Raw genomic sequence first — 16,608 nt, 5'->3', positions numbered from 1 at the left:
CGCAGGTAATGGCTCGTTTTTTTGCTTTAATCCGCGCGCTTTGCGTGCAGACCCCGCAGCGCTAACTGGTGGGCGCGGTGATTCTGCTTTTCATTTTGCCACGTCGGAATTACAAGCGGGAAGGGGGCGGCGGCTTGCACCAATTCGGCATAAAGCGCACCATAATGCTTAGTGTAACCCTTGTTCAGCGCGTCAATGACTAGTTCGCTGTCCGAAATCAGCTGCACGTTTTGGCCAGCCAGGCCCGCATGCACCAATTCGTTGAACCCGTGAATCGCCGCGACGAACTCAGCTTCGTGGTTGGTCATGGGCGCAATGGGCGCTGATTTTTCGATGGGAGTATTTAATCCAACAATAAGAATGCCAATTCCCGCTGGCCCTGGGTTGCCTTTTACGGCCGCGTCTGTGTACAATTTGAGCATGTTCTAAATTTTCCTAGGATGGTGATAGATTTGCGCCAAAGATTTTCGTACCAGCCCGCAATTATGGACGCAGTTATTTTTTGGGGCCTCATTATTGCCGGTTACGGACTAGCGGTGACACTGCAGATGGAAACTAGCAATGTATCGCTGCTTGCAATCATTGTAGCATTAGTCACTAGCCTAGTGGTGATTTTACAAGTAGTTCGCTATCATGGCACCATCAGCGCGCAGCACCTCACGCTTAGGCGGGTGCTGCCCAGTAACACCCTGACCATTCCGGTTAAGGACCTAAACATCAGCGTCATTGGTAAACACCGGCTGCTATTGCAGGGCACCCCATACGGCGACCTGCAAATTGGCACCTGGCGTAAGGCATCGTTAATTGCACAGTTATTGAACAACCATAATTAGGGGGCAACCATGTCAGACATTGATATCGCACAAGCAAACGAGAAAAATGAAATGCAGCCAATCGCCCAGGTAGCAAGCGCTGCGGGACTGCAGGCCGACGAAATTGAGCAGTACGGCCCGTACAAGGCGAAAATCACCTTTGCGGCCCAAAAGCGCTTGGCGCAAAAACCGCAGGGCAAGCTGGTCCTGGTGACCGCCATTAACCCAACACCAGCGGGGGAGGGGAAGTCCACCATCGTGGTCGGCCTCGGGGACGCACTGCGTAAAATTGGCAAAAAAGCCGTGCTCGCACTCCGCGAACCGTCACTTGGTCCCGTCATGGGGATGAAGGGTGGGGCCACAGGTGGTGGTTACGCCCAAGTGGTGCCAATGGAAGACATCAACTTGCATTTCACCGGTGACATGCACGCATTAACCTGTGCGGTGGACACGCTGGCAGCCCTGATTGACAACCACATGCAACAGGGGAACCAGCTGAACCTGGACCCCCGGCGCATTAGCTGGAAGCGCGGGCTGGACATCAACGACCGCGCACTACGCAACATCGTGATCGGCATGGGTGGGCCGTACCAAGGGGTGCCGCGCGAAGATGGCTTTGACATCACCGTCGCCAGTGAACTCATGGCGGTCTTGTGCTTAGCCAGCGACTTGCACGACCTCAAGGAACGCATCGGCCGGATTGTCATCGGCTTTTCTTACGACCGCAAACCCGTAACGGTGGCCCAGCTTGGTGTGACCGGCGCGATTGCGGCCCTGCTGAAGGACGCGGCCAAGCCCAACCTCGTGCAGACCTTGGAACACACCCCAACCATCATTCACGGCGGTCCGTTTGCCAACATCGCGCATGGTTGTAATTCCGTCCTCGCAACCCGCGCCGCACTGGCACTCGGAGACATCGCGGTGACCGAAGCGGGCTTTGGGGCCGACCTTGGCGCCGAGAAGTTCATGGACATCAAGGCACCAGTGCTCGGCAAGACGCCGGACGCCGTTGTCATTGTGGCTACGGTCCGTGCGCTCAAGTACAACGGTGGCGTACCCCTTAAGGAACTTGGCACGGAGAACTTGGCCGCATTGCGCGCCGGTTTTGCCAACCTGAACCGCCACATCGACAACATGCAGCATTACGGTGTGCCGGTTGTGGTCGCAATTAACGCATTCACTAAGGACACTGACGCCGAAATCAAGCTCGTCCAGGAATTGTGCGCGGCTAAGGGCGTCCAGGCGGTCAACACGACAGTCTGGGCCGATGGTAGCGCAGGCGGCCTAGAACTCGCGCAGGCGGTCGTAACGGCCACTGAGCAGCCATCCACGTTCAAGCCACTGTACGCGCTCGACACCTCGCTCCAGGACAAACTGGCAACCATCGTTCAGAACGTCTACGGGGGCAGTAAGGTCGAATTCAGCCACCAGGCCAGCATCAATTTGAAGGTCATCAAGAAGAACGGCTGGGACAAGTTACCGGTCTGCGTTGCTAAGACCCAGTACTCCTTCAGTGATGACGCCACCAAACTTGGTGCGCCCACTGACTTCACCATCCACGTCAGCGAAATCGTGCCGAAGCTCGGCGCAGGTTTTCTCGTCGTCAAGACGGGGGCCATCCTGACCATGCCGGGCCTGCCTAAGGTGCCCGCTGCGCAAAATATCGACGTTGACGACGACGGGGTTATTTCCGGCCTCTTCTAACGCAACAGAAACGGAAGTCTAATTTTGATTATTTATCTCATCATCACCGCGGTCATGATTGCCGCCGACCAGCTGGTTAAGTTCTGGGTGGCCAGCAACATTGCCTTAAACACCAGCCACGAACTGATTCCTGGCATTCTTAGCCTGACCAACATCCGCAACACCGGGGCCGCCTGGAGCATGTTCGAGGGCCAGCAATGGTTCTTCTACATCGTCACCGTCATCGCGCTCGCCGTTGTGGCCTTCATGTGGCGCGACAGTAAAAACAAACCGATTTACCGGCTCGGCCTGGCGCTGATTCTCGCCGGCGCACTCGGCAATTTCATCGATCGGGTGCACCAGCAGTACGTCACGGACATGTTCCAGACCGACTTCATCAACTTTCCCATCTTCAACGTCGCCGATATGTGCCTGACGGTCGGGGTAATCTGCGTCGCCATCTACATCATCTTCTTTGATGGGAGGCAGGACTAATGCCTAGTCTCACCATTACCAGCGAGTCCGGGCGGATTGACAAGGTGCTCGCGGACCACTTCGCCGACTACACCCGGTCACAGATTCACCAGTGGTTAGGTGATCAGCGCATTACCGTCAACGGCAAATACGTGCGTGCATCGTATAAGGTTGTCCAGGGGGATGTCATCGACATTAACCCGCCAGCGCCAACCGTGCTGGACGCCGTGCCCCAGGATATTCCGGTCGACATCGTGTATGAAGACGACGACGTGATTGTGGTCAACAAGCCGCAGGGAATGGTCGTGCACCCCGCACCAGGCCACCCCGATGGCACCCTCGTCAACGGGCTCTTGTACCACACCCACCTGGCCGCCATTAATGACGTGATTCGGCCCGGCATCGTCCACCGCATTGACCGGGATACGTCCGGGCTGCTGATGGTGGCCAAAAGTCAGTTAGCGATGACTAGTCTTTCTGCCCAGCTGCACGCCAAGTCTAACCGTCGGGAATACCTGGCGATTGTGCACGGCAACATTCCGGAAGATAAGGGCACCGTCGATGCACCCCTGGCCCGCGACCCCCGCGACCGCAAGAAGATTGCGGTGCAGCAGGGCGGGCGGCACGCGGTGACCCACTTTGCCGTTGAAGAACGCTTCGGCAACTACACGCTGGTACGCTGCATCCTCGAAACCGGGCGCACGCACCAGATTCGCGTGCACATGGCGTACATCGGCCACCCCGTTGCGGGTGACCCACTGTACGGCCCCAAGAAGACGTTGCCGGGGCACGGACAATTCCTGCACGCCGCCGTCTTGGGCTTCAAACACCCACGGACCGGCGACGAAATGAACTTCAGCATTGATGTCCCGCCAATCTTCGCCCAAACTCTAGCCGATTTGCGCGCCGGCATTGACAAGACGCGGCGAGTTCGGTAAGCTATTCAGTAATTTAAATACCTTTAATCAAGTCCAGAGAGGCTTAGAAGGAACTCGGCACCCGCAAGTGATTACTTGCGGCCAAAACCATGCCTCCCGTCTAACTCTGGACGGGAGGTATTTTTTTGGAAAGGGAGTTAACATGGCACAAACAAAATTTCACAATGACGCAGCAGTTCTTGATATCGGTGACCGCCCCGGATTCATGCAGTGGATTGGGCTGTCCATCCAGCACTTATTCGCCATGTTCGGCTCAACCGTGCTCGTGCCCATCTTGGTCGGCCTGGATCCTTCCATCGCCCTGATGAGTAGTGGGGTGGGGACCCTGATGTATATCCTGATTACCAAGGGCAAGATTCCCGCGTACATGGGCTCCTCCTTTAGCTTCATCACCGTCATGCAGGCGCTGATGAAGGGCGCCGGTTACCCCGCCATCGCGCAGGGAACCATGGCCGTCGGGATTGTCTACCTGATTGTTGCACTGATTGTGAACTTCATCGGTAGTGACTGGATTGACAAGGCACTGCCCCCAGTAGTGGTTGGGCCCATCGTCATGGTCATCGGCTTGTCACTGGCCGGCACCGCCGCTACTGACGCCACCATGCGCACGCTGGCAAACGGCAGTTCCGTCTACGACCTGCGCTACTTCGCGGTGGCCATGTTAACCCTGATTTTGACCATCATCTACAACATGTACCTGAAGAAATTCATCAGTTTACTGCCAATTTTGCTCGGTATCGTGAGCGGGTACCTGATTGCCCTGGCTTTTGGCATCGTTGATTTTTCCGGCGTCATCGCCGCTAAGTGGTTCAGCCTGCCTGACTTCCAGATTCCGTTCGTCACCTACGCCCCGAAGTTCTACTGGGGGGCCATCTTGTCCATGGCGCCAATCGCCTTCGTCACCATGACCGAACACATGGGCCACATCATGGTGCTGGATAAGCTGACCAACCGCAACTTCTTCAAGGATCCCGGTTTGAACCACACGCTGGCGGGGGACGGGACCGCGTCCATCATCGCCAGTCTGATTGGGGGCCCAGCGGTTACGTCTTACGGGGAAAACATCGGCGTGCTCGCCATGACGCGTGTGCACTCCATCTACGTCCTCGGTGGCGCCGGCTTCTTCGCCATCGTCTTCGCCTTCATCGGTAAGCTCGCCGCACTCATCCGTTCCATCCCCAGCCCCGTCATCGGTGGCATCAGCTTCCTGCTCTTTGGGGTGATTGCCAGTAACGGCCTGCGCGTCTTGATTGACAACAAGATTGACTTCAACAAGAAGCGCAACCTGATGATTGCTTCGACCATCCTCGTAATCGGAATTGGGAACGCCAGCTTGCAGTTCTCCGGCTACACGTTCTCTGGTCTGGCTCTGGCCACGGTCATCGGAATTCTCATGAACTTAATTCTGCCGCAAAAGGCGGCCAACGAAGACTAACAAAAACCGCACAGCTTGCGTCCTTGGGGGCGGCAACTGGGCGGTTTTTTTGCCGGCGCCACCGCGACCACCGCAACGGATAATGGCGTTTGTAGGTAGTAAAACTTGGCAAAAGCACATATAATTGAAAGCGTGACAAATATTCTTTTGGCCGCCAAAGCAAACGGCCAACGCGCTTTACATATAGAGAGGGTGGTTACATGCGCCGCTACTTAATTCTCGACGATGGCACATCATATGCCGGCACTGGCTTCGGCGCCCCAATCGTCAGCACCGGGGAACTGGTCATTCAAACCGGGATGACCGGCTACCAGGCAACAATCACGGACAAGGTGAATACAGGCAAGATTATCGTCTTCACGGCGCCGCTCGTCGGCACGGTGGGGATTAATCGTGATGACTACGAAAGCATCGACCCCGCACTCAAGGGGGTCGTGGTTGCTGGCCTGGCAGATGTTCCGGGCCACGTTGCCAGCAAGATGACGCTGGACGAATACTTAACCCGGCAGCGCATTCCCGCCATTTACGGGATTGATACCCGTGCCCTCATGCGCCACGTGAACGCAGCGGGCCACCCATTTAAGGCCAGTATCGTCGACGCTGACGACGAGCACGCCTACGACCAACTGCGGGCGCTCGTTTTGCCCCACAACCAGGTGCAGCAGGTATCAACGGAAAAACCATATCCATCCCCAGCCACGGGGCGGAACGTCGTGGTAGTCGACTTCGGCCTGAAGCACAGCTTGCTGCGGGCACTAGCTGTCCGCGACTGCAACTTGACCATCGTGCCCGCACCCACGAAGGCGGAGAGCATCCTGAGCCTCAGTCCCGATGGCGTCGTGCTGTCAGATGGCCCCGGTAACCCGGGCGACGTCGCGTATGCCGAACAGATGATTCGTGATATTCAGGGCAAAGTACCGCTGCTTGCGATTGGCCTGGGCCATGAGTTATTTGCCCGGGCGAACGGCGCCGAAATCGTGCGCTTAGCAAACGAGCACCACGGGATTAACTTCCCCGTGCGTGAAGTTGCGACCGGCCGCGTGGACATTACCACCCAAAACCACAGCTACGGTGTCCGCAGCGATAGCATTCAACCCGACAAACTGCTCGTGACGCACGTAAACGTCGTGGACGGGTCCATCGAAGGGCTGCGGCACCGCTTGTTCCCCGCATTTTCCGTGCAGTTCCAACCAGAAGGTGCGCCGGGCAGTGGGGACGCGGATCACGTAATCACCGAGTTCATGGAATTAATGGACGCAACGGATACCGGGTACTAGCCCAAGGAAAGGATGACTTCTTTGTCAACATTCAACACAGTCCTTGTTATTGGTTCAGGGCCCGTCAGTTCCGCCCAGCCCGCAACGTCTGCGGCCGACACCGATTTGAGCTGTCGGGCGCTCGTCGCGGCGGGTAAAACCGTCATTCTGGTCACGTCCGACCCCAACGTCTTCCGTGACGAGCGCATGGCGGCCCGCTTTTACGTTGCTCCGCTGACCACCGAATTCGTCAGCCAGGTGCTGCGGCGAGAAAAGCCGGACGCAGTACTCGCTAGCGCCGGGGGCCAAATCGCGCTCGATATTGTGCAAAAAGTCGCGGCAAACGGCTTGCTGGCCGCATTAGGCGTGCAAGTACTTGGCAGTCCCCTCAGCGCAATTAGCCAAACCGAAAATGGTGAGGCGCTGCGCAACTTGCTCGCGGACCTGCAAATTCCACTTCCGGAATCCACCTACACGGACAACCAGGAACAGGCACTGGCGATTGCCAACGACATCGGCTACCCAGTCATGATGCGGCGGGGGCAAACCCGGGGCATCGCGCGCAACAGTGTGGAGCTGATTCGCCTGATTACGGACAGTATCGGTGGCGGCAAAATCCTGATTGAACGCGCCATTCGTAGTTATAAGGCCGTTGAACTCGTAGTCATGCGTGATGCGGCCGACAATTGCGTTCTCCTCGGCACCCTGGAGAACTTCGATCCGGTGGGGGTAAACCCGGTCAACACCACAACCATTACGCCCGCACAATCGCTCACCGATAGCGACCGCAGCGCTCTGCGTAGCGCCTGCTTCAAGGTGGCCCGTGCGCTGGACTTGCAGGGGGTAGCAACCGTTTCGTTTGCCATCGACCCGAACAGTCCGACCTGGTACATGCTCAAATTCCGCTTGGGACTTGCCTGGGCAACCGACCTGGTTGAACGCGCCACCGGTTACCCTGTGGCTACCGTCAACACGGCCGTAGCGCTCGGTAAGAACCTGCCAGACATCAACATCAACGCCGAGGCCCCGGATGCGCCCAAAATGGTGGCCGACATTGAACCCGGTATCGACGCCATCGTCGCGCGGTTCCCGCAGTTCCCACAATCTGGGCTCAGTGGGGCCAAACTCGGGCCACAATTGGCCGCTGGCGGGGCCATCATCACCGCTGGCCGCATGCTGGAATCGGTGCTGCTTCAGGGAATCTACTCGTTGCGCCAAGCGCCAACAACCGTCATCCCCGCCAGCATGCGGGCTTGGGATGAAGACGAGCTGACCCAGCACATCATTCATCCTAGTGATTTGCGCCTAGCAGCCTTCTGGGTCGCCCTGGAACGCGATTACACCGTCGCCGAATTGGCCGAACTGGCCCACGTCAACCGAATCTTCATCGCGGCGGTGGCCACTTTGGTGCGGACGGTGAAAGAATTACGGGCCAACCCGCTGGACACCGACCTGTTGCACACGGCTAAGCGGTACGGGTTCCTGGACACCACCGTCGCTAACATCTGGCAGACCAAGGAGGACGCGGTGCACCAGCTGCGCCAAGAGGCAGGAATTCTGCCCACCTTCAAGTCGCTGGACGGCATGGGGCTGATTGAACAACCAACCGCAACGTTCTATGCGACCTACGAGCAGGAAAACGAAAGCGTTGCTGAAGGCATTAAACGGGTCATTGTGCTGGCGCCAAATGCAGCGGCGCCATGGCTCAACTTGGCCCACGAGTCCATCAGTACGAAGATGCTCACGGCGATTCACGATGCGGGCTACACCCCAATTTTGGTCGGCAGCAGTCCGCGCCCGCTGATTTGCCCAGGCGCCAAGCACTACATCAGTAACGTGGCCCCCGAACTGATTCGCGACATTGTCGCCATCGAGCAGCCCGTCGGTGTGATTTGCCAAACTGCCGGTCGCGAGGGGAGTAGTGTGGCCCGGATGCTCAGTAAGCTCGACATTCCCGTTCTCGGCTCGACTGTCGGGGCAACGCGCAAAGTTCCGCACGCACAGCTAGACGCCGTTCTGGACGGCCTGAGCGATGCAGAATGGCGGGTAGAGCAGAACCGAAATGTGGAAACAACCATCGAGGCTACCCACCTGGCCGTTGACGCCATTGCGGACGGGGAAACCGTTGCGGTGCTCGGTGTCATCAACAGTCTTGAGCAGAATGAAAGTCGCGCCGGCACCGTTTTGGCCGTGACCCCACCGCGCAAGAAGGCCGCACCGCTCACCGATAAGGCCATCGAAATCACCGTGACCATGAGCCAGATGATGGGCCTGATTGGCTTCGTGCACGCGGATATGGTCGTCGAAAATGGCACAATCACCGTCACTTTCATCGGTCCTAGCGCCAGTGCCACCGTGCCATTTTTGGCCAAAACTTTGCGTTCAGACGCCATTTCGCTGGCCTGCCGGGTCTTGCTCGGCCAAAAGCTGGCGGATTGCGGCGTTGAATCGGGGCAGCTTGCCCAGGCTCCCGGCGTCCACGTCCTGCTGCCAGTATTGCGCAGCGGGCTGATCGCACCCGGTAAAACCATCCCCGAAATGGTCCAAACTGGTCTGGTCATGGGTACCGACCTCAGCCTGGGGAAGGCACTCATCAAGGCCTTTGCCGCCGCCCACGAGCCGTTGCCCGACCACGGCACCGTGCTGCTGGAAGAGGGGACAACTGACCGCGAAAACTTAGCGCCACGGCTCGCCAGCCTCGGCTTCCAGATTGTCGGGCCTGAACACGCCAAGCACCTCAACAGTGTTCAACTAATCGTGATGAACGAACCAGACGATGAGTTGCGGCGCCGAGCCACGGCCCACACCGTGCCAATTCTGAACACGGTTGCCGCCGACGCGATTTTACAGGTGTTCGAAGCCCGCGCATTCTCGCTGGCCCCACTGATTAACACCCGTACCGATGCTTAGTTGAACATAAAACAAGCGCGTCAGCCGTGAATGGTTGACGCGCTTGTTTGTGTGCAGGGAAAGGGAAGTTGACATAAGAAAAATTATTTACAGTTGCGTACTAGCGGCAATTTTTGGCAAAGAAAAACCAGCAGGTCGGCTGCCTGCTGGTTCTCTGCTTTAAATTGTGGGTTTGATCCGCAACTTATCGACTAATTCCTTGGTTGGTGTGACCGCCATCGTCTTTTGCCCGGTGTAAATCACATAGCCGGGCTTGGCCCCGTTAGGCTTCTTGATGCGTTTGACCTGAATGTAATCGACCTGCACGTTCCCGGAATTCTGGGAGCGTGAGTAGTACGCGGCCAGCTTGGCGGCTTCCACCAGTGTCTGGTCCGAGGGGTGGTTGCTGTCGATGATGACGTGGGAGCCAGGAACGTCCTTGGCGTGGAGCCAGATATCGTCCTTCGCGGCCGTCTTGAGCGTCAGCTGGTCGTTTTGCAAATTATTCTTGCCGACCAGAATCTTGGTGCCGTCGCTGGCCCAGAAGGTGTCGGGCTTAGCCACCTTCACGCGGGCCTTCTTCTTGCCCTTGCTCTTCGTCTGGCGAATGTAGCCGGCTTGGGTCAGCTCGGTCTTAATATCCTCAAGGTCCTTAGGCGCGGCCAAATCCACCAGGGCACTGATGCTCTGCAGGTAGTTCAACTCATCCGTGGCCACGGCAATCTGTTCGTGGACGTGGGAGACCGAGTTGCGCAGCTTCTGGTACCGCGTGAAGTACTTCTGGGCGTTCTGGTTTGGACCTAGTTCCGGGGCCAGCGCAATCTTGAGTGGCTGCATGTCGTCGTAGAAGTTAGGCAAGGTAACGCTTGTGGCCCCGCGCGGTACTTGCCCGAGGTACGTGGTCAAAATTTCGCCACGAATACGCAGCCGGTCAGCCTTGGCGCTTTCTTCCAGCGAACGATTCAACTTCTTGAGCTTCGAGGTTACACGGTCGGTGTTGTTCTTCAGCACCCGGATTACGGTGGCCCCGACCTGGTTCACCCGTGCCCGTTCAGCCTTTTGCGCGTAGAACGCATCCAGCATCTCCGAGAGGGTGGGGAAGACTTGGCGCTCGCCCGCAAGCGTCACGTAGCCGGTGGCGGTGAAGTATTCCTTCTTGTCCGTCGTAATCGTCGCGGTCGGATGATCGAGTGCGTCAAAGAAGCCGCTCCAGGCCGCCCCTGGCAGCCCGCTAGTCATCCGCGTGGCCAGCTCAACAGCGGAGTCCCGGGCCAGGCCTTGGAAACGTCCCTGGAGCAGCTTAGCCAAGTCCGCCGCATTGTCGGCTTGTTCGACAAGTGGTACCCAGTCAGAGCTCTGCGCCGTAAAGGGATCGAGCTTGTCCTGGTGGGGTGGCTCCACGTAATCGGCCCCCGGCATCAGCAAGCGGTAGCGGTTTTCGTCCGCCGGCACGTGGCGAATCAGATCGATGATGCGGTTCGTGCCCACATTCAAGAGGGTAATGTTAGAATGCCGGCCCATCAGTTCGACGACCAGGCGCAACTTGATGTCGTCACCAAGTTCATCCCGACTCGCGAAATCAAGGTGCAGCACACGGTCAGCACCGACCTGGGTCAGGCTGGTCAAAGTGGCCGCGGCCAGGTACTTGCGCAGCGCCATCGTGAAGTTCGACGGAACCGCGGGGTTGGCGAACGGAATCGCGGTAATCTGCACGCGCGCGTACTGCGGGTTCGCCGACAGCAGCAATGGCCGGTTTTTCCCGTTCGCACGAATGGTCAGCACAATTTCGTTCTGGTACGGTTGTTGGACCTTGGTGACCCGACCGCCAGTGAGTAACCCCGCTAGTTCGCCGGTCATAGCGTGGGTAAACATGCCGTCAAATGACATAATATCTCTCCTTATTCATGGTTGCTTGGATGTTGCCGCGACAAACAGTCTTTTGCGCGGACTTACTTATTAGTTCAACGTGATTCGATACTAAATAATTGTACCGTTTTGCCGATTACGACGCAAAGCAAAGCGGACCGCTGGTTAGTGCAATCGCAGGTAGATGTCCGCCCGCAGCCGAAAATTTAGCAATTCGCATAAGATTGCCAATGAATGCGAATACAGCAACACTTTGGCACATTCGTGGTTCGCCAGCGGCCTAGTAAATGTGGTATATTCTATAATGATTATTGTGAAGGAGCTGAGAAAGTGACGAAGATTGCGATTGTTACTGACAGTACAGCGTACTTAACCAAAGAACAAGCGGCAGCGGCCAACATCACCGTTGTCCCAATCCCGGTCATCCTCGACGGAACCGTCTACGATGAAGGGGTCGACATTACGCCCGCTGAATTCTACGGCAAACTAAAAACGGCCAAAACTTTCCCTAGCACCAGTCAGCCCCCACTGGGTGAGATGCTCAAGTTGTACGAGAATCTCAAGAACGAGGGCTACGACGAGGTCATCAGTATCCACCTGGCCAGCACGATTTCTGGATTCCAGCAAACCCTGCGTTCAACCGTCTCCGAACTGGAAGGCGTCCACGTCACGGTTTACGATTCGCAGATTACCGTGAAGCTGATGGGTTGGCTCGCGCTCGAAGCCGCCAAGATGGCCAAAGCCGGCAACTCCGTGGCGGAAATCATCGCGCGGTTGGATGATTTGCGCAGCACCATTGACGAGTACTTCATCGTCAACGACATCCAGAACCTGGTGCGCGGTGGTCGCCTCTCCAACGCGGCTGGTTTTGTGGCCGGCATGTTGCGGATTAAGCCACTCTTGACGTTCGATCCGGTCAGCAACAAGATTGTTGCCATCGAGAAGATTCGCTCGCTCAAAAAAGCTTACGCCCGCGTCGAGACACTCTTCAACGAGGCACTCACCAAGGTTGACTACCCAGTGCGTGGTCTCATCATTCACGCCAACGACCCAGAGGCCGCAGCGGCGTGGAAGGCAGAGCTCGAACAGCAGCACCCTGATATTGAATTCGAAACGTCATTTTTCGGTCCCGTTATTGGTACCCACCTAGGGGAGAAAGCAATTGCGCTCGCCTGGATGAAGGATTTTACGAAGGCATAAATATAGATTCATTGTTAGTGGGGTAGGGCATCCGTCCTATCCCTTTTTTTGTGGCCATTCACGCCAATTAAACCACCACTTACCGGCGACTTACGCTGTAAAGTGCGTTAAAATCGTCATGAACGTAAATCACAAAGAACACCATGAATATTGAACAACATTTCACAAAGTAACGATACAAGATTGAGAGGAACTGAGCATGATTAATTTCGAACCGACTCCAGGTAAAGTTCTAAGCAGCAGCACCGCGTATGAGGGCCCAATTTTTTCCGTCCAGAAACAAAAGATTGCGACTCCCGACGGCTTAACAGTCAATCGTGACCTCATCGACCACGCAGCAGCAGTTGTAATTCTTGCGCTAACAGCCGACCACAAGCAGGCACTTATCGGTCGTGAATACCGGGTTGGTGTTAACCGTGAGGCCATTGCGCTACCTGCTGGACTGATAAACCCCGGTGAGGACCCCGAAACTGCTGCACGTCGCGAGCTGGCAGAAGAAACGGGCTATGAGGTGCAGTCGCTCAAGCCGCTGCTGACAATCACCGCCAGTGAAGGCATGACCAACGAATTGCAGCACTGTTTCGTTGCGACAATCGATTCAGCGAAGCGAACCAGCAAACACTTTGATGCAGATGAATTCGTGACCACCAGTCTGGTCGACGTTGCTGATATCATCACCGCAATTAACCAGGGACAAATTACATCAGCCCAAACGATTGCCACGGTGATGTACTGGTTACACAGCGCAAAATAAGTAGATGCTGTATCAGGCGAAGAGAGGGGAGACCCTCTTTTTTTGTGTGCCGGTTTTTAAAAAAGCGTCTGATTTCGTTATTTAAAACCAGTCGTGAGGGTAATTGAGCCGCCGTTCAGCACCATAACGATGACTGACGCCAAAAAGTTCAGCAGAATCGTCAACCCCGTAGTGACGGCTTTGACGGCAAATGCTACAATAGTTCTATGAATATAAAACAATCAATTAGCAACGACGAATTACGGGTCAAAATCTTTAAAGCCCTAGCTGACGAGAACCGACTCCGGATAGTGCGTCTGTTGCGCGACAACCACAACCAAATGGACTACAGTAAACTGGCTGACGCTCTTGAAATAGGTAAATCTACCGTTTCTTACCACTTCAAAATCATGCGTGAGGCCGGTTTAATCACAATCACACGCCACGGTCAGGCTAAAGAGATCACGCTGAATATTGTCGTGTTTAATGGAGTGTTGCCGGGATTTTTAACGTCCTTATAGGTGCTTCGATATGTATAGAACTTTCAAATATAACGCCTTTCAAGTAAGATTAGCCCGTTCAAGGTGGTTGCGTAAAAAAATACCGCAGTTTGCCGTTCAAATCACACTTTTGCGTTAAATTTGGCTGATTTCGGCGTACGGTCACGTTATCTTTCATTCATCCTAGGAGCCAACAACTATGCAAATGCCCAGTGAAATCACCATCAGCACCAACATTATTCTGCGCGTGCCTACAGCAAGTGATGCACCAGAATTGTTCGCGGTCATTAATCGCAATCGTACGTACCTGAGCCATTATCTAACTTAGTTACCACAAGTACGCTCGTTAGCAAATGAACTGGACGCTCTGAAACGTGCCCAACCAATTTCTAACCGTCAGGCACGCTACGTCATTTGTGCTGGTGGCCACATCATTTGGAGCATCGATTTACGGCACACGGATACAGCAAACGCTGGGGAAATTGGCTACTGGCTTGCTGAAGACGCTCAGGGTCATGGATACATGACTCAGGCTGTTCACGCACTAATCGTGGCTGCATTTACAAACTCATGCTACAGCCAATTGATGATCCACGCCGCCGCTACCAACCGCGGCAGCAACGCCCTTGCAAAGCGGACCGGGTTTTCGCTGCGACGGCGCATTCCCAATCTAGAACACCTGGCAACGGGCATTGAAGACGGTAATGAGTGGCTGCTCGAAAAAACGCCCGTAAACTGAGTGTTTGAAAACTGAGTGTTTAAACTGTAATTTAGTGCTAATGGGGGACCTGAAAGCACGGTGCGGTTTATTTACTTTTTCTAGTTTACATAATATATATTATACGCAGAAGACGCGTCAGATATAATTAGTGCACACACTAATTAATCATTTAAGCCGCATAAATCCCGGCCCGCCGACATTTGTCGGCACTTTGGCGCATGGTCCCCGCTGGATTATGGCCAATCCGCTGCCACTAACTGAACTGTGCACGCCACGTTTATGTGCGCGCCAGTAAATTGGCCAGCGGTAAATTGGTGCTGGCATTGATTGCGTTCCTGTATGCCGTAGTTAGTCAGTTGACCGCCTCAAACCCGCAACTTGGCCTTAGAATCGTCGTCAGCGACATTCAATTTTCGCACGTCGCAGCAACTGCCGCCACAATGACTGGCACCCATGGATTTTCGCCGCAGTCAACCGATGCTCACACAATATTCATAATTTCATGATAAAGTTAATCTATTGTACTTTTTCTATCCACGTAAGACCACGGATTGTACATATCTGGGCGTTTTCTTTTTTTGCGAACAAATGTTTGCAGTGCTTGTTTTAGCACCCACCCACCAAAAATTTCATATGAAGGAAGAGATTTTGCTTGCATAATGCACCAGTGGACGTTAATGGACGCCCATATAACCGGATACTGATGGTACTAACGTTGCTGACTGGGACGTTCACAACGTTTTTGACCCAAACCATCCTGACCACTGCTTTCCCAACCCTGATGGCGACCTTCCACATTGGTGCCAGCGCGGTTCAGTGGCTGACAACCGGATTCATGCTGGTCATGGGGATCATGATTCCCGTTTCCGCATGGTTACTGGCGAAATTTAACGTCAAATACCTATATATTAGTGCCATCAGCCTGTTTCTGTTCGGGACGATTATCTGTCGGTTCGCCGTCAGTTTTCCCATGTTGCTTGCTGGCCGGCTGATTCAGGCCGCAGGGGTCGGTATGTCCGCCCCAACGTTCCAAAACGTAATGTACTCCATCTTCCCACCTGAAAAGCGTGGGAGCGCGATGGGTCTGGCCGGGATTGTTATCGGGTTGGCTCCAGCCATCGGCCCAACACTTTCGGGCTGGGTGCTGCTACACCACAGCTGGCGGTCGCTTTTTTCCATCATCATTCCCATCGCCATCCTGGTCATCGTTGCTGCCAGCTTCACGATGCGCAAGGTGCTCACCACCACCGACCCGAAGATTGATTCAGTCTCCGTCGTGATGTCCACGATTGGATTCGGGAGCGTGCTGTACGGCTTCTCCACGGTCGGCGATCAGGGCTGGGGTAGCCCCGTTGTTCTGGGGGCCCTCGCACTCGGGGTCATCTTCGTAATCCTGTTCGTCTACCGCCAGCTGCATATGGAGACTCCCCTGCTCGAATTGCGCGTCTTCACCTCCCCCATCTACACCCTCTCCGTCATCTTGACGGCCGTGGCGTTCATGTCCATGGTTGGGGTCGAGATGGTGCTGCCAATGTACATTCAAACCATTCGGGGCGAAAGTGCGTTTAACTCGGGGCTGATTCTGCTGCCGGGGGCCGTCATGATGGGGATCATGAGTCCCATCACCGGGCGGATTTTCGACCATTTAGGCGCCAAGCGGCTCTCCAATACCGGTTTGTTCCTGCTCCTAGTGGGCACCATCCCGCTGATTGCGGTTGGTGAAGACACGCCAATTGTCATCATCACCGTCCTGTACGCCGTGCGGATGTTCGGGATTACCATGGTGACCATGCCCGTGACGACTGCCGGGATGAACGCCTTGCCCGCAAACCTGATTAGTCACGGGACGGCCGTCAACAACACCGTCCGGCAAATCGCGGCGTCAATCGGGACCGCAATCCTGGTTTCCGTGCTCTCCGTAGTCACCAAGGCCAACATGCCTGGTGCGGGTGTTTCTGCCGCGGCCGCGTTAGCCCAAACCCTCGCCGCAACCGTTAGTGGTTACCGCGCCGCATTCATCGTTTCAACCGTCTTCGCCATCATCGGTTACGTTCTCGCAACCCGCTTGCCGCAAGACCGCATAGATCAACAATAATCCCAG

Annotated in this window: 14 protein-coding genes and 1 pseudogene; 13 read left to right on the top strand and 2 right to left on the bottom strand. The window is 55.5% G+C overall.

Translation table 11 applies throughout. The features are described from left to right. Nucleotides 1-26: 26 nt before the first annotated feature. Entirely contained in the window at nt 27-422 is a 396-nt protein-coding gene (locus FC18_RS03105; protein WP_054676177.1) for a ribonuclease HI family protein, read from the bottom strand. A 30-nt stretch (nt 423-452) separates the two neighbouring features. On the opposite strand from FC18_RS03105, the gene FC18_RS03100 reads away from it, so the two are divergent. From FC18_RS03100 to FC18_RS03070, 7 genes are all read left to right on the top strand, one after another. Beyond that, nucleotides 453-833, top strand: coding sequence for an EbsA family protein (locus FC18_RS03100; RefSeq protein ID WP_054676174.1), 381 nt, complete (start codon nt 453-455; stop codon nt 831-833). A gap of 9 nt (nt 834-842) precedes the next feature. Next, the gene (locus tag FC18_RS03095; RefSeq protein WP_054676169.1) at nt 843-2,516 is read left to right on the top strand and encodes a formate--tetrahydrofolate ligase; all 1,674 of its coding nucleotides are present in this window, start codon (nt 843-845) and stop codon (nt 2,514-2,516) included. Between the two features lie 24 nt (nt 2,517-2,540). After that, nucleotides 2,541-2,990, top strand: a complete 450-nt coding sequence (gene lspA, locus FC18_RS03090) for a signal peptidase II (RefSeq protein WP_054676167.1) — start codon at nt 2,541-2,543, stop codon at nt 2,988-2,990. After that, nucleotides 2,990-3,907: an RluA family pseudouridine synthase gene (locus FC18_RS03085; RefSeq protein WP_056975431.1), complete on the top strand. Its 918-nt coding sequence runs from the start codon at nt 2,990-2,992 to the stop codon at nt 3,905-3,907. The genes lspA and FC18_RS03085 overlap by 1 nt, the downstream gene beginning before the upstream one ends. 142 nt (nt 3,908-4,049) lie before the next feature. Continuing rightward, nucleotides 4,050-5,342, top strand: coding sequence for a uracil-xanthine permease family protein (locus tag FC18_RS03080; RefSeq protein WP_056975430.1), 1,293 nt, complete (start codon nt 4,050-4,052; stop codon nt 5,340-5,342). 200 nt (nt 5,343-5,542) lie between these two features. Further along, nucleotides 5,543-6,619 carry a carbamoyl phosphate synthase small subunit gene (locus FC18_RS03075; RefSeq protein WP_056975429.1) on the top strand — a complete coding sequence of 359 codons (1,077 nt, stop codon included), beginning with the start codon at nt 5,543-5,545 and terminating at the stop codon, nt 6,617-6,619. Nucleotides 6,620-6,640: 21 nt separating this feature from the next. Continuing rightward, nucleotides 6,641-9,508: an ATP-binding protein gene (locus FC18_RS03070; RefSeq protein ID WP_056975428.1), complete on the top strand. Its 2,868-nt coding sequence runs from the start codon at nt 6,641-6,643 to the stop codon at nt 9,506-9,508. A 159-nt stretch (nt 9,509-9,667) separates the two neighbouring features. Here the strand turns inward: FC18_RS03070 and FC18_RS03065 are convergent, their stop codons facing one another. Next, entirely contained in the window at nt 9,668-11,374 is a 1,707-nt protein-coding gene (locus FC18_RS03065) for an NFACT RNA binding domain-containing protein (protein WP_056975427.1), read from the bottom strand. 309 nt (nt 11,375-11,683) lie between these two features. Here FC18_RS03065 and FC18_RS03060 point away from each other — a divergent pair, with 309 nt between their 5' ends. From FC18_RS03060 to FC18_RS03040, 6 genes and pseudogenes are all read left to right on the top strand, one after another. Then, on the top strand, nt 11,684-12,553 hold the full coding sequence (locus FC18_RS03060; protein WP_056975426.1) for a DegV family protein: 870 nt from the start codon (nt 11,684-11,686) through the stop codon (nt 12,551-12,553). Nucleotides 12,554-12,752: 199 nt separating this feature from the next. Then, the gene (locus FC18_RS03055) at nt 12,753-13,307 is read left to right on the top strand and encodes an NUDIX hydrolase (protein ID WP_054676155.1); all 555 of its coding nucleotides are present in this window, start codon (nt 12,753-12,755) and stop codon (nt 13,305-13,307) included. Nucleotides 13,308-13,513: 206 nt separating this feature from the next. Next, on the top strand, nt 13,514-13,807 hold the full coding sequence (locus FC18_RS03050; RefSeq protein ID WP_054676152.1) for an ArsR/SmtB family transcription factor: 294 nt from the start codon (nt 13,514-13,516) through the stop codon (nt 13,805-13,807). A gap of 178 nt (nt 13,808-13,985) precedes the next feature. Then, entirely contained in the window at nt 13,986-14,114 is a 129-nt protein-coding gene (locus FC18_RS12370; protein WP_263849217.1) for a hypothetical protein, read from the top strand. 24 nt (nt 14,115-14,138) lie between these two features. Then, nucleotides 14,139-14,525 (top strand): annotated as a pseudogene (locus tag FC18_RS12440) (GNAT family N-acetyltransferase); the annotation flags it as partial. Between the two features lie 685 nt (nt 14,526-15,210). After that, a complete protein-coding gene (locus tag FC18_RS03040; RefSeq protein ID WP_082620456.1) occupies nt 15,211-16,602 on the top strand; it encodes an MDR family MFS transporter in 1,392 nt (463 codons plus the stop codon). Nucleotides 16,603-16,608: the final 6 nt, after the last annotated feature.

The sequence above is a fragment of the Lacticaseibacillus sharpeae JCM 1186 = DSM 20505 genome (assembly GCF_001436225.1).
In the GTDB taxonomy this organism is placed as follows: domain Bacteria; phylum Bacillota; class Bacilli; order Lactobacillales; family Lactobacillaceae; genus Lacticaseibacillus; species Lacticaseibacillus sharpeae.
The sequence above is the reverse complement of the archived record's forward strand: the minus strand, read 5'-3'. Positions and strand labels throughout refer to the sequence as shown.

Bases quoted from the DNA above. Each gene is read 5' to 3' on its own strand.
- FC18_RS03095 (WP_054676169.1), top strand. From the start codon at position 843: ATGTCAGACATTGATATCGCACAAGCAAACGAGAAAAATGAAATGCAG.
- FC18_RS03050 (WP_054676152.1), top strand. From the start codon at position 13,514: ATGAATATAAAACAATCAATTAGCAACGACGAATTACGGGTCAAAATC.
- FC18_RS03040 (WP_082620456.1), top strand. From the start codon at position 15,211: ATGGTACTAACGTTGCTGACTGGGACGTTCACAACGTTTTTGACCCAA.
- FC18_RS12370 (WP_263849217.1), top strand. From the start codon at position 13,986: ATGCAAATGCCCAGTGAAATCACCATCAGCACCAACATTATTCTGCGC.
- FC18_RS03075 (WP_056975429.1), top strand. From the start codon at position 5,543: ATGCGCCGCTACTTAATTCTCGACGATGGCACATCATATGCCGGCACT.
- FC18_RS03065 (WP_056975427.1), bottom strand. From the start codon at position 11,374: ATGTCATTTGACGGCATGTTTACCCACGCTATGACCGGCGAACTAGCG.
- FC18_RS03080 (WP_056975430.1), top strand. From the start codon at position 4,050: ATGGCACAAACAAAATTTCACAATGACGCAGCAGTTCTTGATATCGGT.
- FC18_RS03055 (WP_054676155.1), top strand. From the start codon at position 12,753: ATGATTAATTTCGAACCGACTCCAGGTAAAGTTCTAAGCAGCAGCACC.
- FC18_RS03085 (WP_056975431.1), top strand. From the start codon at position 2,990: ATGCCTAGTCTCACCATTACCAGCGAGTCCGGGCGGATTGACAAGGTG.
- FC18_RS03105 (WP_054676177.1), bottom strand. From the start codon at position 422: ATGCTCAAATTGTACACAGACGCGGCCGTAAAAGGCAACCCAGGGCCA.